We start from the raw sequence: 15,302 nt of genomic DNA on the forward strand, positions 1-15,302 counted from the left end.
AAACCGGGAACATCGCGCTAGGCCGCCCCGCCCGCCGCTGCTACACCCCGCGCCATGTCCGAGAAGAATCACCTCTATCTGGTCGATGGCTCCAGCTACATCTTCCGCGCCTACCACCGCCTGCCGCCGCTGACGAACCCGAAGGGCGTGCCGGTCGGCGCGGTCTATGGCTACACGACAATGCTGTGGAAGCTCGTCAAGGATTTGCACGACGCCGACGGGCCGACGCACCTTGCCGTCATCCTCGACCATTCGAGCCAGTCGTTCCGCAACGAGATTTACGATCAGTACAAGGCGAACCGGCCCGAGCCGCCCGAGGATCTGCGCCCGCAGTTTCCGCTGATCCGCGATGCCACGCGCGCCTTCTCGTTGCCGTGTATCGAGATGGAGGGTTTCGAGGCCGACGACCTGATCGCCTCCTACGCCGAGGCCGCGGTGCGCGAAGGCTGGGACGTCACGATCGTGTCGTCGGACAAGGACCTGATGCAATTGATCCGCGAGCCCGAAGGCGGCCCGCATGTCGACATGCTCGACACGATGAAAAATGTCCGCCTGGGGCTGGAAGCGGTGAACGAGAAGTTCGGCGTCACACCCGATCTCGTCGGCGACGTGCTCGCGCTGATGGGCGACAGCGTCGACAATGTTCCGGGCGTGCGCGGGGTTGGGCCGAAGACCGCGACCAAGCTCATCCAGGAATATGGCGACCTGACCGCCGCGCTTGACGGCGCCGAAACGATGAAGGCGTCGAAGCTGCGCGACAATTTGATCGAGCATCGCGCCATGGCCGAACTCTCGCGCGTTCTGGTCGACCTGAAGCGCGACTGTCCGCTGCCCGATGCGCTGGACGACTTGAAACTCGGTGCGATCCCGCCGCTGCCGCTGAAAAATTTCCTCGACGAGCATGGCTTCCGCTCGCTCTCGGCCAAGCTCGACCTCGGTGGCACGCCGGGTGGCCCGCCGACCCTGCCGCGCGCGAGCGCCGCGCCGGCGGCATCCGCCGCCGGCCCCTCGACCCCCACGCTGCCGCCGATACCGCCGATCGACCGCGCGCTCTACGAGACGGTGACGACGATCGAAGCGCTCGACCGCTGGATCGAGGAAGCACGCGCCGCACATGTCGTGGCAGTCGATACCGAAACCGCAAGCCTCGACAGCGTCACCGGCACACTCGTCGGGGTCAGCCTGGCGACCGGGCCCGGACGCGCCTGCTATATTCCGCTCGGCCATGGCGGCAGCGACATGTTCGCCGAAAAGCCCGAGCAGGTGCCGCTCGCCGATGCGATCGGCCGCCTTCATGCGCTCTTTTCCGACGAAGCGGTGCTGAAGGTCGGGCACAACCTCAAATATGACATCGGCGTGCTCGCGCAGCACGGCGTCACCATCGCCCCCTATGACGATACGCTGGTGATGAGCTTCGCGCTCGACGCGGGCAAGCACCAGCACGGGCTCGACGAGCTGGCCAAGATGCACCTCGACCATGTCTGCATCTCTTTCAAGGAAGTGTGCGGGACGGGCAAGTCGCAGATCAGCTTTGCCGAGGTCCCGCTCGACCGCGCGACCCAATATGCCGCTGAGGATGCCGAGGTCGCCTGGCGCCTGTGGAAGCTGCTGAAGTTGCGCCTGCCGATCGAGGGCGGGACGCGAGTCTATGAAATGGTCGACCGCCCCTTGGCGGCGATCGTGGAGGGCATGGAGCGCGCCGGTATCATGGTCGACCGCGATTATCTCGCGCGGCTGTCGGGCGAGTTCGCGAACGACATGCTGCGCATGGAAGGCGAGATCCACGCCGAGGCCGGCCAGCCTTTCGCGATCGGCAGCCCCAAGCAGCTCGGCGAAATCCTGTTCGACAAAATGGGCCTGAAGGGCGGACGCAAGGGCAAGTCGGGCGACTGGTCGACCGACCAGAGCGAACTCGAGCGACTGGAACGCGACGGCGTCCCCATCGCGCGCAAGATATTGGAGTGGCGCCAGCTCGCAAAACTCAAGTCGACCTATACCGACGCTTTGCAGCAGCAGATCAACGCGAAGACGGGTCGCGTCCACACCAGCTACAGTCTTGTCGGCGCGCAGACGGGGCGGCTGTCGTCGACCGACCCCAATTTGCAGAACATCCCGATCCGAACCGAGACCGGCCGCCGGATCCGCGATGCCTTCATCGCCGCGCCCGGCCATGTCCTGATCGCCGCCGACTACAGCCAGATCGAGCTTCGGCTCGCCGCGCATATGGCCGACGTGCCCGAGCTCAAGCGGGCCTTCGCCGAAGGACAGGATATTCACGCCGCGACCGCGATCGAGCTGTTCGGCGAGGTCAACCGCGATACGCGCGGCAAGGCAAAGACGGTCAATTTCTCGATCCTCTATGGCATTTCGCGCTGGGGCCTCGCCGGCCGGCTCGAGATCACCCCCGACGAGGCGCAGGCGCTGATCGCGCGTTATTTCGAGCGCTTTCCGGGCATTTCGGACTATATCACCGACACGCTCGAAAGCGTCCGCGCGAAGGGCTATACCGAGACATTGTTCGGCCGGAAAACCTGGTTCCCGCGCATCAAGGCGGCGAACCAGAACGAGCGTGCGGGCAGCGAGCGCGCCGCCATCAACGCGCCGATCCAGGGCACCAGCGCCGACCTGATCAAACGCGCGATGGCGCGGATGCCCAAGGCTCTGGAGGATGCGGGCCTGTCCGACATCCGCATGCTGCTGCAGGTTCACGACGAACTGGTGTTCGAAGCGCCCGAGGACAAGGCTGAAGCCGCGGGCATCGTAATCCGCGCGATCATGTCGGGCGCCGCCGAACCCGCACTCAAGCTGACGGTTCCACTGGAAGTCGAAATCGGCACGGGCAAGAGCTGGGGCGAAGCGCATTGATCGCCGCGCTGCTGTTCGTCGCGGCGCTCGCCGCCGATCCCGCCCCCGCGCCGCCGGAAACCGCGACGGCGGTGCCTGCGCGCCAGTCGTCGATCGCCGACGCCGACCTGCGCGAATTCGCCGCGATCGCGGGGCGCAAGGTTGCCGGGCGGCCGGTCGAGGGGCCCTACGCGACCGCCGACAAGGTGCTGCTCATCCGGCGCGACGACAAGGGCTATCCCGTCGTCGCCGCAAGCATCGGCTTCCCCTCGCGCCAGTCGCTTCCGGCACCGCCCGCCGGCACACTCGTCGTCGTCCGGTTGCATCAGCGTTCCGAAACCGTCGTTCCCGGACCGACCGCGGACGATCTTGCCTTTGTGAAGGCGAACCGGCTGCCGCTGTTCGTGATTGGCGAATGGGCTCGCCCTGCGCCGATGTGGGAGGTGGCGTGGGTCGACGAAGCGGTCCGCTTCCGCACGATCGGCGAGGTCGGCGAAATCGGTCCCTGGCGGGACTGACCGGCCGAGGCACGCGCCGCATCGACGGGGCGACCCTTTCGCGCGCACGACTTTGGTTCTATGACGGCTCGATGACATGCGGCCGTCATTTTTGTGACGGCCCGAACAAAGGGTCCACATGAGCAAGTTCGAACCCGTCGCCAAGGCGCCGGTCCGCATCCAGCAGAATATCCTCGCGCGCAGCGAGCGCCGCCTGCTCAACTGGCTTTGCGCGCGCCTGCCCGCATGGGTTACGCCCGATCAGCTTACCACATTGGGGTTCGTGGGCGCGGTGCTCGTTGCGGCGGGTTACTGGCTCAGCTGGTTTGACAGCGAATGGCTCGGCCTGTCGCTCGCGGGTTATATCGTCAACTGGTTCGGCGATTCGCTCGACGGCAGCCTCGCGCGCTGGCGCGGCATCGAGCGGCCCAATTACGGCTATTTCGTCGACCACAGCGTCGATGCGATCGCGACGCTGCTGATGATCAGCGCGATCGGGATGAGCCCTTACATGCGACTCGACGTCGCGCTGATGGGCGTGATCGGTTATTTCCTGCTGTCGATCCACACCTTTATTTCGGCGAAGATCCTCGGCGAATTCCGCCTGTCCTACATGGCGGGCGGGCCGACCGAACTGCGCCTGATGCTGATGGCAATGACCGCGCTGATGCCCATCGTGGGGGGCCGCGACATCCCGGGCACCAATTTCTCGCCCTTCGACCTGTTCGCGCTTATCGTCGCGAGCATCCTCGTAACGCTGTTCATCGTCCAGACGTCGGCAACGGCGCGGATGCTCCGCCGCCGCGGCGGCTAGGGCGGCCTAAGGCCGCACCCGCGCCTGCGCATAGGTGCCGAGCAGGCGCAGCGACTTGGTCTGGAAATCCAGCTCCTCGAGCGCGCGGTCGATCCGTTCGTCGCCCGGCGCACCGACGATATCGGCATAAAATTGCGTCGCCGCAAAGCTGCCGCCGGTCTGATAGCTTTCGAGCTTGGTCATGTTGACGCCGTTGGTCGCAAAGCCGCCGAGCGCCTTGTATAGCGCGGCGGGGATATTCTTCACCTCGAACATGAAGGTCGTCATCACCGGCCCTTCGATCGCCGAAAAATCGAGCAGCGGTTCACGCGCGAGCACAACGAAGCGCGTCATATTATGGTCGGCATCCTCCATGCCGGTGCCGTGGAGCGTCAGGCCATAAAGATCCGCCGCGTGCGGCGGCGCGAGCGCGGCGAGGCCGACTTCGTCGCTGTCGGCGACCCACGCCGCCGCGCCCGCGGTGTCGCTGTGCGCGACGGGCGCGATATTGTTGGCGCGCAGCCAGTGGCGGCATTGCCCGAGTGCCTGTTCGTGGCTCATCGCGCGCGTCACCGGCCCCAGGTCGCGGCTCATCAGGCCATACCGGATCGGCAGGAAATGCTCGCCGACGATCGACAGGCCCGATTCGGGGAGCAGGAAATGGATATCGGCGACGCGGCCGTGCAGACTGTTCTCGATCGGGATGATCGCGCGGTCGACGCGGCCTTCGCGCACGGCGTCAATCGCGTCCTCGAACGCATAGCAGGGCATCGGTAGCGAGTTGGGATCATATTCGCGCGCGGCAAGGTCGCTGTTCGCGCCGGGCGCGCCCTGAAACGCCAGCCCGCGCGCGGGCTCGGCGAGCGCCATCGCCCGCATTTCGTCGACCAGATGCTGCGCCGAAGCCGAATAGCTGCCCATCGATTGCCTTCCCAGGGTGGAGCCGCGGCGCATAGCCTTCCCGCCTGCTGCGCGCAACCGGACCTTCGGCCTTCGGCTCTTCGGGCGATTTCATCCCCTTGCGCCGCCGTCGCCGCACCATTAAGGGAGCCTCCAAATCAAAGATGCGTCCGGCAAGCGGGCGCCAGCTAACGGGGCTGCTAGAGCATGGACGATCGCAACAATACTATTGCCGGCTGGGTACTGTTCGCCGGCATTTGCGCGCTGGGCCTGACGATCGGGTCGCAGATGCTGTTCGCCAGCCATGCCCCCGAAAAGCCCGGTTATCCGATCGAAGACGCCGAAGCCGGCGCCGGTGGTGGCGAATCGGCCGTGCCGCTCCCCAATCTCCTCGCCGCCGCCGACCCGGCAAAGGGCGAAGCGGTATTCGCGAAATGCGGTGCGTGCCACACGGTCAATTCGGGCGGCGCCAACGGCATCGGCCCGAATCTGTGGGGCGCTCTCGGCAAGCCGCACGGCCATGTTCCGGGCTTCGATTATTCGGCCGCGCTCAAGGGCGTTCCAGGTAATTGGGACTTCGCTGGCATGGACGAATGGCTGAAGAGTCCGCGCAAATATGCCCCGGGCACCAAGATGTCGTTCGCGGGCCTCAGCAGCCCCGAAGATCGCGCCAACCTGATCGTCTATCTGAACAGCCAGGGGTCGAACCTGCCGCTGCCCGCCGCCGAAGCCGCACCTGCGGCGGAGGAAGCGGGCGCCGCTCCGGCGGAAGGCGAAGGCGCGGCCCCGGCGAGCGAAGGCGCGGCAGCTCCGGCCGCGGACGCCGCAGCCCCTGCCCCGGCCGAAGCCAAGAAATAATGCGGCTCGCGCCCGTCCTGCTGGCGGGCGCCTTGGCGCTTGCCGGTTGCGGCAAGAGCGAGCCCCCCGCCGACAACGCCCCGGGCGGTGAAGCGGCGGTCGAAACCCCAGCCGTTGCGCCGACGGCGGCGATGGGCGAGCAGGTCTTCCGGCGCTGCGTCGCTTGCCACACGGCCGAACAGGGTGGATCCAACGGCATCGGCCCCAATCTGCACGGCGTCGTCGGTGCTGCGGTGGCCTCGAAGCCCGATTTTTCCTATTCGGGAGCGATGAAGGCAAAGGGCGGCGTTTGGGACGAGGCCGCCCTCGACGCCTATCTGAAAGCGCCGATGAAGGATGTGCCGGGCACGCGCATGGCCTTTGCCGGCGTAATCGATCCCACCGATCGCAAGGCGCTGATCCTGTATCTGGAAGAACAGTCGAAATAAGCCGCGCCCGCGAGAGCGACGGCCGTCAATGATCGTCGATGTTCGCGTAGAAGTCCGTAACGATCTTCCACGCCTCATCCGCCGTCTCGACAAACTGGAAGAGATCGAGGTCGCGCGCACTGACCACGCCCTCCTCGACCAGCGCCTCGAAATTGACGACGCGCTGCCAGAACTCCTTGCCGAACAGCACGATCGGGATCGGCTTGATCTTGCCGGTCTGGATCAGCGTCAACAGCTCGAACATCTCGTCGAACGTGCCGAAGCCGCCCGGAAAGACGCAGACCGCGCGCGCGCGAAGCAGGAAGTGCATCTTGCGCAGCGCGAAATAGTGGAACTGGAAGCTCAATGACGGTGTAACGAAGCGGTTCGGCGCCTGCTCGTGCGGCAGCACGATGTTGAGCCCGATCGATTCGCGGCCCTCGTCGTCGGCCCCGCGATTTGCCGCCTCCATGATCGACGGCCCGCCGCCCGAACACACGACGAAATGACGGCAGCCCTTGTCGTCGCACGGATATTGGCTTGCGAGCCGGGCGAGCGAGCGCGCCTCGTCATAATATTTCGCCTTCGCCTTCAGCCGGCGCGCGATGTTGCGCGTGGCGTCATCGGTCGCCGCGGCCTCGAGCGCGTCGGCCTGCGACGGTTCGGGAATGCGCGCCGAGCCATAGACGACGAGCGTCGATTCGATCCCCGCTTCATCGAGCAGCAACTCGGGCTTGAGCAACTCGAGCTGGAAACGGACGGGACGCAGATCCTCGCGCAACAGGAAATCATTGTCCTGAAACGCGAGCTTGTACGCGGGGTCCGCCGTCTGCGGGGTGGTGGTCGCCTGCTTGGCGAACTGCGCGTCGTCCTTGGCCTTGTGGAAACGCGAACGATGGGGTTGTTTATCTTCTGCCATTAGCGAGCGGCTAGCCGCTTCGCGTGACTTTGCCAAGTCAGCGGCAACAGGTCCCCTTCCCCGTCATTGCAAGGAGCCGCAGGCGACGCGGCAATCTCCTGCGCGCGGGACAGCGCGAGACCGATGGCTGGAGATTGCTTCGCTCGCGCAATGCGCGAGTTTATCCTGATCGCCTGCAAGGCAGTCGAAGGGCCCGCAATGGACGTCGCTAACGGCAGTAGCCGTTGCCGCTCATGTCGAAATGGAAATGATTATAGTGGGCGGCGTTATAGTCGGGGCCGAGTACGGTGCCGAAGCGGCGGCAGCCCGATTTGTGCAGCGCGCGGAGGAAATCCTGCGACGACCGGTCGCCCGTCCACCCGCCGTCGAGCATGATGCGGCGCCCGTCGGCGAGCACAAATCCCGAAACATCGATCGCGTTCGAATAGGCGTGCTGCGACAGGCGGCCCGAACGGCCCCCGTAGATGTTGCGGCAGCTATAGGTTCCGAAGGTCTCGATCTTCACGACCTCGGTCCCGAAATATTTCCGTGCGGCGGGCTTCACCGCATATTGCGCCCAGGCCGCAAAATTGCGGGCGAGCGGACAGGTCATCGCGCCGAGCCCCGACACCGGCACGCCGACGTCGAGCAGCTTGATCGAGTCGATCGAGGTACAGCCGCCGCCATGGTCCTGGTTCGGAAGCGGCGTGAAGCGCACGCCGGCCTGTTTGAGGTCGAAGGCGCATTGCTGGGCTTCGGCGCTGGTGAAGGAGGGAGAGCCTATCACTTGCGGGCGGTTCGGCTTGCTTGCCGACGTCCGCTTCCCGCCACCGTTCTTCATCGCCTCGGGCGCCCCGAAACAGGCGGAAAGCGCCAGCGCCACGGTGGCTGCGATCAGGATCCGGGGCTTCAAGAAGGTCGGGATCGGCATAGCCGTCAAATTACCGACGAAATGGTTAACAAGCTGTATACCTTTTCATCGGCTCGTCGAAAATTTCGCGCGGCCCGTGCAATTTGTTTGACAGTTGCGCCCCCGCCCCTAAACGCGGCGCCGGGCCACGCGGTCCCAACGCCGCGCGAGCTCTCTGCAAGGAGAGACTATGATGAGTGAAGTGACGACGCCACAAGTGCGCCCTGCGCGCCCATATTTTTCTTCCGGACCCTGCGCCAAGCCGCCGGTCTGGGACGCCTCCAAAATCGCAACCGAATCACTGGGCCGCTCGCACCGCGCCAAGATCGGGAAGACGCGCCTCGCCTATTGCATCGACTTGATGCGCGAGATGCTGCAGCTCCCCGACACGCACCGCATCGGCATTGTCCCCGGCTCTGACACCGGCGCATTCGAGATGGCGATGTGGACGATGCTCGGCGCCAAGCCGGTGACGACACTCGCGTGGGAAAGCTTCGGCGAGGGCTGGGTCACCGATGCCGCAAAGCAGCTCAAGCTCGACCCGACCGTCATCCGCGCCGATTACGGCCAGCTTCCCGATTTGACCGAGGTCGACTGGTCGAACGACGTGCTCTTCACCTGGAACGGCACCACTTCGGGCGTCCGCGTCCCGAACGGCGACTGGATCGCCGACGACCGCGAAGGGCTGAGCTTTGCCGACGCGACCAGCGCGGTGTTCGCTTACGATCTCCCGTGGGACAAGATCGACGTCGCGACCTTCAGCTGGCAGAAAGTGCTCGGCGGCGAAGGTGGCCATGGCGTGCTGATCCTTGGGCCGCGCGCGGTAGAACGTCTTGAGAATTACACCCCAGCATGGCCGCTGCCGAAGGTTTTCCGCCTCGTCAGCAAGGGTGCGCTTGCCGAGGGCGTGTTCAAGGGCGAGACGATCAACACCCCGTCGATGCTCGCGGTCGAGGATGCGATCTTCGCGCTCGAATGGGCGAAGTCGCTGGGCGGTCTCGACGGGCTGAAAGCCCGCAGCGACGCCAACGCCGCGGCGCTCGACAAGATCGTTTCGGAACGCGAGTGGCTGAGCCACCTCGCCGCCGATCCCGCCAGCCGCTCGAAGACCTCGGTCTGCCTGTCGGTCGCAGGCGCCGACGCGGATTTCATCAAGAAGTTCGCTGGCCTGCTCGAAGCCGAAGGCGCGGCCTATGACATCGCGGGATATCGCGACGCGCCGCCGGGCCTTCGCATCTGGTGCGGCGCGACCGTCGACACTGCCGATATCGAAGCGCTCGGTCCGTGGCTCGACTGGACCTACGCCGAACTCCGCAAATAATTTCCATCGTCATTCCCGCGAAAGCGGGAACCCAGTGCTGCCGTCGCCAACGCTGGAACTGGGTCCCCGCTTTCGCGGGGATGACGAGAGTAGAGGAATAGTGACATGACCGCTCCCAAAGTTCTGATTTCCGACAAGATGGACCCCAAAGCCGCCGCGATCTTCAAGGAGCGCGGCATCGACGTCGACGTCATCACCGGCAAGACCAAGGACGAGCTGATCGCGATGATCGGCGACTATGACGGCCTCGCGATCCGCTCGGCCACCAAGGTCACCGCCGACGTGCTCGCCGCCGCGACGAACCTGAAGGTCGTCGGCCGCGCCGGGATCGGCGTCGACAATGTCGACATTCCCGAGGCGTCGAAGAAGGGCGTCATCGTGATGAACACGCCCTTCGGCAACAGCATCACCACCGCCGAACATGCCATCGCGATGATGTTCGCGCTCGCCCGCCAGATTCCCGAAGCCAACGCCGGGACGCAGGCGGGCAAATGGCCGAAGAACGACTTCATGGGCGTCGAGCTGACCTCGAAGACGCTCGGCCTGATCGGCTGCGGCAATATCGGCAGCATCGTCGCCGAACGCGCGCTGGGCCTGCGCATGAAGGTCGTGGCGTTCGACCCCTTCCTGACCCCCGAGCGCGCGATCGAACTCGGCGTCGAGAAAGCCGATCTCGACACCTTGCTCGCCAAGGCCGATTTCATCACCCTGCACACCCCGCTGACCGACCAGACGCGCAACATCCTTTCGGCCGAAAATATCGCCAAGGCGAAGAAGGGCGTGCGGATCATCAACTGCGCGCGCGGCGGGCTGATCGACGAAGCGGCACTCAAGGACGCGCTGGAGTCGGGCCATGTCGCCGGCGCGGCGCTCGACGTCTTCGCGCAGGAGCCGCCGGCGGCCGACCACCCGCTGTTCAGCGCCCCCAACTTCATCTGCACCCCGCACCTCGGCGCATCGACCGACGAAGCGCAGGTCAATGTCGCGATCCAGGTCGCTGAACAGATTTCGGATTACCTGCTGACCGGCGGCATCACCAACGCGCTCAACGTCCCCAGCCTGTCGGCCGAGGAAGCGCCGAAGCTGCGCCCCTATATGAGCCTCGCCGAAAAGCTCGGCAGCCTTGTCGGCCAGCTCGCCCACGACAATCTGACGACGATCTCGGTCGAGGTCGAGGGCGCCGCCGCCGAACTCAACCTCAAGCCGATCACCGCTGCGGTGCTCACCGGCTTGATGCGCCGCTATTCGGACAGCGTGAACATGGTCAACGCCCCGCACCTCGCGCGCGAACGCGGGCTCGACGTGCGCGAAGTTCGCCATGATCGCGACGGCGATTATCACACGCTCGTCCGCGTCACCGTCGCCACCGAAGCGGGCGACCGATCGGTCGCGGGCACCCTGTTCAGCAACGGCGACCCGCGCCTTGTCGAGATGTTCGGGATCAAGGTCGAGGCCGACCTCGACGGCCACATGCTCTATATCGTCAACGAGGACGCGCCCGGCTTCATCGGCCGCATCGGCACCGCGCTCGGCGAAGCGGGGCTCAACATCGGCACCTTCCACCTCGGCCGCCGTGGCGCGGGCGGCGAAGCGGTGCTATTGCTCAGCCTTGACTCGCCGATGCCCGAACCGCTTCTGTGGCAGCTCTGCCAGCTCCCCGGCGTGAAGACGGTGAAGGGTTTGAAGTTCTAAATCCGCCTTTCAATCCCCGTTCGTGTCGAGCGAAGTCGAGACACTCATCGTCGGTGTATGCTTTCGCGGCATCTCGACTTCGCTCGATGCGAACGGAATTCAGGATTGTTGACTCTCTTCGACCATCCTAAGGCCGCACGCATGACCAAGGCCCCTGCCCTGCTGCCCGAAGGCTTGCGTGACCGCCTCCCCCAACAGGCGGAGGCGGCCTCGCGCGTCACCCGCGCGCTTGTCGATGCCATGCGCGCGCATGGCTATGGCCGCGTTGCACCGCCGCTCGCCGAATTCCGCGAGACGCTCGGCGGCGATGACGAGCGCTCGACGCGCGACCTGCTGCGCTTCACCGATCCGGTGTCGCAGCGCACCCTCGCGCTGCGCCCCGACATCACGCGGCAGGTTGGCCGCATCGCGACCTCGCTGCTCGCCAAGGCGCCCCGCCCGCTGCGCCTCTGCTACGCCGGACAGGTCGTGAAGCTGCGCGCCAGCCAGCTCCGTCCCGCACGCGAGATGCTGCAGGTCGGCGCCGAACTGATCGGCAGCGACAGCGTCGCCGCGGCGCGCGAGATCGTCAGCGTCGCGATCGACGCGCTCGAAGCCGCAGGCATCGGCCCCGTCACGATCGACTTCACCCTGCCCGACGTCGTCGACCTGCTCGCGAACGGCCCCCTTCCGGTGGATGCCGATATCCAGCAGCTCCGCGATGAGCTCGACGCCAAGGACGCTGGCGCGCTGACCCGGCTCGGCGCCGAGGCCTATCTGCCTTTGCTCCGCGCGACCGGCCCCTTCGATCAGGCTATCGCCGACCTGCGTGCCTTCGACATATCGGGTGCGTTGACCGATCGTATCGCCGCGCTCGAAGCGATCGCCGCGCCCATCCGCGACCGCGTCACGCTGACTCTCGACCCCACCGAACGCCACGGCTTCGCGTATCAGAGCTGGTTCGGCTTCCAGATCTTCGTTCCCGGCCAGGGCGACGCAGTCGGACGCGGCGGCGCCTATGCGATCCCGGTGGGCGAACAGGAAGAATCGGCGATCGGCTTCTCGCTCTATCCCGATCCGCTGATCGACGCGGGGCTTGGCGCCGAAAACGACGCCGACCGCCGCATCTTCCTTCCGCTCGGCCACGATCTCGCGCTCGCTGCCAGCCTGCGCGCCGACGACTGGCAGACGGTGGCGGCGCTGTCCGAAACCGACGACGCCCGCGCGCTCGGCTGCGGGTGGCGCCTCGGCCCCGACGGGCCGGTCGAAGTCTAAAAGTCGGAACGTCCGAAGCGCGGGATGCCCTGGTTGACGCCGGGCGGATCGAGCACGGTCAAGTCGAGTTCGACCGCTTTGCCGATCCAGTGCGCCAGCGTCGTATGGTCGGCAAGATCGTCAGCGGTGAGCGGATGAACGAGCGCGCGGAGCCCCGTCGTCTCGATCGCCGCAATCACTGCCGGCGCGGTCTTAGCCAGAAAATGCACCTCATATTGTGCGATCGGATGCGGCCCTGCGGCGCCGTCGGTCAGATCGCCAACGAACAGAATGGCGGGATCTTCACCGAAATCGTCGCGCAGCGCGACGGCGGCGGGCCGCTCGGCTGGATCATAATAGATATGAGCGTGATAGGGAGCGTCGGGGTTGGTCATGGCTTTTCCTCTTGGCTCCGCTCTAATTCGCTCGTCATTGCGAGCGTAGCGAAGCAATCCAGAACGTCCTTACTCTGCTCTGGATTGCTTCGCTACGCTCGCAATGACGATGGCTATTTTCCAAACACCCGCTTCAACCACGCATCGACCGTTGCCGTCGGCGCATAAGCCGGATCGCCGAGACTGCGGTTGATTTCGGCATGGCCCTTTAGCCCTTCGCCGGGAAAGCTGCCGTGCTCGACGCGGCTGCCTCCGGTTTCAAGAGCTGCGCCCAAGGCTTTGGCCTGCCGCACGCCATCGGGACGCTGCACATAGAGCAGCAGGAAGTCCCGCGCATTGGGCGCTGCGGCTTGCTGCGTCGGCGACACCCCTTTTTGCCGCGCCGGATCGGCCCCGAACGCCTGCACATAGGTTTTCTGCATGATCGGCGGACCATCTTTCATCTGCGCCGCCACATCATAGGCCGCCCCGTCGATCGGGATCACGCCGGATATGTCGGCAAAGGACAGGCCCGCGCCCTTCAGATAGCGTTCGTCGGTACCGACCAGCGCGACGAGATGCGCGCCCGCGCTATGCCCCATCAGCACGATGCGCCGCCGGTCGATGCCGAGCATGTTCGCGCGATCGACCAGTGCCTTGACCGCCGCGGTGACATCGGCCGCCTGCTGCTCGACCGTCGCGGCGGGGACGAGGCGATAGTTGATCGAGGCGAAGGCATATCCCTGCGCGGGATAATGCTGCGCCTTGAACCGCCCGGTCGCATTGTCCTTGTCGCCGCGCTTCCATCCACCCCCGTGGACGAAGACGACCAGCGGCGCGGCGCCGCTGTCCCCCGTGGCATGCCAGACGTCGAGCGTCTGAAGCGGGTCGCGGCCATAGGAAATGGTCTCGCCGCCCGGCACTTTCGGCCCGACGTCGGCGCCGATCCCTTGGGCAAGCCGCTCGCGCACCCGTTCGCGCATCGTCTCGCGTGCATCGGCGAAGGGTCCGGGCACCATGATGCTCGCCACCGCAAAGGCGGCAACGCCCGCATATCCGATCCAGTTTCGCTGCGTCATCGATTGTCTCCCTTGTCCCGGCGGGCGCCCTTCTGAGCCGGATTTGTCGCAAAAACTTGCCACCATGCCTTGCCTCTCCGGCCAAATCCGCTAAGGCCGCGCCGGGCTTTGCACGATCGGTTTTTGGGCCCGCTCAGCAGGACAGCATCATGGCAAATGTTACCGTCATCGGGTCGCAATGGGGCGACGAGGGCAAGGGCAAGATCGTCGACTGGCTCGCCAGCCGCGCCGATGCCGTGGTGCGCTTTCAGGGCGGTCACAATGCCGGCCATACGCTCGTCGTCGGCGAGCAGGTGTACAAGCTGTCGCTGCTCCCCTCGGGCATCGTCACCGGCACGCTGTCGATCATCGGCAATGGCGTCGTGCTCGACCCGTGGGCGCTGCGCGACGAGATCACCAAGCTGCGCGGTCAGGGCGTTGCCATCAACCCCGAGAATTTCGCGATTGCCGACAATTGCGCGCTGATCCTGCCCTTCCACCGCGATCTCGACGCCTTGCGCGAAACCGCGGCGGGTGCAGGCAAGATCGGTACCACCGGGCGCGGCATCGGCCCGGCCTATGAAGACAAGGTCGGCCGCCGCGCGATCCGCGTCTGCGACCTTGCGCATCTCGACAAGCTCGATCCGCAGCTCGACCGCCTGACCGCGCATCACGACGCATTGCGCGCAGGTTTCGGCGAGCCGCCGATCGACCGCGAACGGCTGATCGCCGACCTCACCGAAATCGCCGACTATGTCCTCGAATATGCCCAGCCCGTCTGGAAGCGCCTGAAGAAGGTCCGCAAGGCCGGCGCGCGCATCCTGTTCGAGGGCGCGCAAGGCGTGCTGCTCGACGTCGATCACGGCACCTACCCCTTCGTCACCAGCTCGAATACCGTCAGCGGCACCGCCGCATCGGGCTCGGGCCTCGGCCCCGGCGCCGTCGGCTTCGTGCTCGGCATCGCCAAGGCCTATACGACGCGCGTCGGCAGCGGCCCTTTCCCGACCGAACTCGAGGACGAAATCGGCCAGAAACTCGGCGAACGCGGTCATGAATTTGGCACCGTCACCGGCCGCAAGCGCCGCTGCGGCTGGTTCGACGCCGTGCTCGTGCGCCAGAGCTGCGCGGTGTCGGGCGTCACCGGCGTCGCGCTCACCAAGCTCGACGTGCTCGACGGCTTCGACACGATCCGCATCTGCACCGGCTATCGCCTGCGCGGCAAGATCCTCGATTATTTCCCGAGCCACGCCGCCGATCAGGCCGAGGTCGAGCCAATCTACGAGGAAATGGACGGTTGGCACGAATCGACCGCAGGCGCGCGCAGCTATGCCGACCTGCCGGCGCAGGCGATCAAATATATCCAACGCGTGCAAGAACTGATCGAAACCCCGATCGCGCTGGTGTCGACCAGCCCCGAGCGCGAAGACACGATCCTGATCCGCGATCCCTTCAGCGACTGAGGAAAGCGCCGGTCGTCCCGTGGACGCGGCAGCCGGGCGCAATCAGGCCCGCCGTCA

Annotated in this window: 14 protein-coding genes; 9 read left to right on the forward strand and 5 right to left on the reverse strand. The window is 65.7% G+C overall.

Annotated features, from left to right (window positions below):
* The first annotated feature begins 54 nt into the window (after nt 1-54).
* From polA to VSX79_RS12355, 3 genes are all read left to right on the forward strand, one after another.
* A complete protein-coding gene (polA, locus tag VSX79_RS12345; RefSeq protein ID WP_326913491.1) occupies nt 55-2,865 on the forward strand; it encodes a DNA polymerase I in 2,811 nt (936 codons plus the stop codon).
* Complete coding sequence (locus tag VSX79_RS12350; protein ID WP_179495048.1) at nt 2,862-3,362, forward strand: hypothetical protein; 501 nt, start codon at nt 2,862-2,864, stop codon at nt 3,360-3,362. The genes polA and VSX79_RS12350 overlap by 4 nt, the downstream gene beginning before the upstream one ends.
* A gap of 118 nt (nt 3,363-3,480) precedes the next feature.
* Nucleotides 3,481-4,155: a CDP-alcohol phosphatidyltransferase family protein gene (locus VSX79_RS12355; protein WP_179495046.1), complete on the forward strand. Its 675-nt coding sequence runs from the start codon at nt 3,481-3,483 to the stop codon at nt 4,153-4,155.
* Between the two features lie 6 nt (nt 4,156-4,161).
* Here the strand turns inward: VSX79_RS12355 and VSX79_RS12360 are convergent, their stop codons facing one another.
* Nucleotides 4,162-5,055, reverse strand: coding sequence for a prephenate dehydratase (locus tag VSX79_RS12360; protein WP_179495044.1), 894 nt, complete (start codon nt 5,053-5,055; stop codon nt 4,162-4,164).
* A 186-nt stretch (nt 5,056-5,241) separates the two neighbouring features.
* Here VSX79_RS12360 and VSX79_RS12365 point away from each other — a divergent pair, with 186 nt between their 5' ends.
* On the forward strand, nt 5,242-5,892 hold the full coding sequence (locus VSX79_RS12365) for a c-type cytochrome (protein ID WP_326913492.1): 651 nt from the start codon (nt 5,242-5,244) through the stop codon (nt 5,890-5,892).
* A complete protein-coding gene (locus VSX79_RS12370; protein ID WP_326913493.1) occupies nt 5,892-6,320 on the forward strand; it encodes a c-type cytochrome in 429 nt (142 codons plus the stop codon). The genes VSX79_RS12365 and VSX79_RS12370 overlap by 1 nt, the downstream gene beginning before the upstream one ends.
* A gap of 25 nt (nt 6,321-6,345) precedes the next feature.
* On the opposite strand, the gene VSX79_RS12375 is transcribed toward VSX79_RS12370, so the two are convergent.
* Entirely contained in the window at nt 6,346-7,218 is an 873-nt protein-coding gene (locus VSX79_RS12375; protein ID WP_179495038.1) for an LOG family protein, read from the reverse strand.
* A gap of 208 nt (nt 7,219-7,426) precedes the next feature.
* Nucleotides 7,427-8,128: an extensin family protein gene (locus VSX79_RS12380; protein WP_179495036.1), complete on the reverse strand. Its 702-nt coding sequence runs from the start codon at nt 8,126-8,128 to the stop codon at nt 7,427-7,429.
* 169 nt (nt 8,129-8,297) lie between these two features.
* Between VSX79_RS12380 and VSX79_RS12385 the strand changes: the two genes are divergently transcribed.
* The 3 genes from VSX79_RS12385 to VSX79_RS12395 all read left to right on the forward strand — a co-directional run bounded on the left by VSX79_RS12385 (nt 8,298) and on the right by VSX79_RS12395 (nt 12,374).
* Entirely contained in the window at nt 8,298-9,428 is a 1,131-nt protein-coding gene (locus VSX79_RS12385) for a phosphoserine transaminase (protein WP_407697220.1), read from the forward strand.
* A 105-nt stretch (nt 9,429-9,533) separates the two neighbouring features.
* On the forward strand, nt 9,534-11,120 hold the full coding sequence (gene serA, locus VSX79_RS12390) for a phosphoglycerate dehydrogenase (RefSeq protein ID WP_179495034.1): 1,587 nt from the start codon (nt 9,534-9,536) through the stop codon (nt 11,118-11,120).
* Between the two features lie 141 nt (nt 11,121-11,261).
* Nucleotides 11,262-12,374 (forward strand): ATP phosphoribosyltransferase regulatory subunit, encoded by a 1,113-nt coding sequence (locus VSX79_RS12395; RefSeq protein WP_179495032.1) that lies wholly within the window; start codon nt 11,262-11,264, stop codon nt 12,372-12,374.
* Here VSX79_RS12395 and VSX79_RS12400 read toward each other — a convergent pair.
* Together VSX79_RS12400 and VSX79_RS12405 are read right to left on the reverse strand one after the other, a co-directional pair.
* Nucleotides 12,371-12,748 carry a DOPA 4,5-dioxygenase family protein gene (locus tag VSX79_RS12400; RefSeq protein ID WP_179495030.1) on the reverse strand — a complete coding sequence of 126 codons (378 nt, stop codon included), beginning with the start codon at nt 12,746-12,748 and terminating at the stop codon, nt 12,371-12,373. The genes VSX79_RS12395 and VSX79_RS12400 overlap by 4 nt on opposite strands.
* A gap of 113 nt (nt 12,749-12,861) precedes the next feature.
* Nucleotides 12,862-13,806, reverse strand: a complete 945-nt coding sequence (locus VSX79_RS12405) for an alpha/beta hydrolase (RefSeq protein WP_326913495.1) — start codon at nt 13,804-13,806, stop codon at nt 12,862-12,864.
* A gap of 149 nt (nt 13,807-13,955) precedes the next feature.
* Here VSX79_RS12405 and VSX79_RS12410 point away from each other — a divergent pair, with 149 nt between their 5' ends.
* A complete protein-coding gene (locus tag VSX79_RS12410) occupies nt 13,956-15,245 on the forward strand; it encodes an adenylosuccinate synthase (RefSeq protein WP_326913496.1) in 1,290 nt (429 codons plus the stop codon).
* The last annotated feature ends 57 nt before the right edge of the window (nt 15,246-15,302 follow it).

Origin of the sequence: Sphingopyxis chilensis (genome assembly GCF_035930445.1) — a bacterium.
GTDB classification, from domain to species: domain Bacteria; phylum Pseudomonadota; class Alphaproteobacteria; order Sphingomonadales; family Sphingomonadaceae; genus Sphingopyxis; species Sphingopyxis chilensis.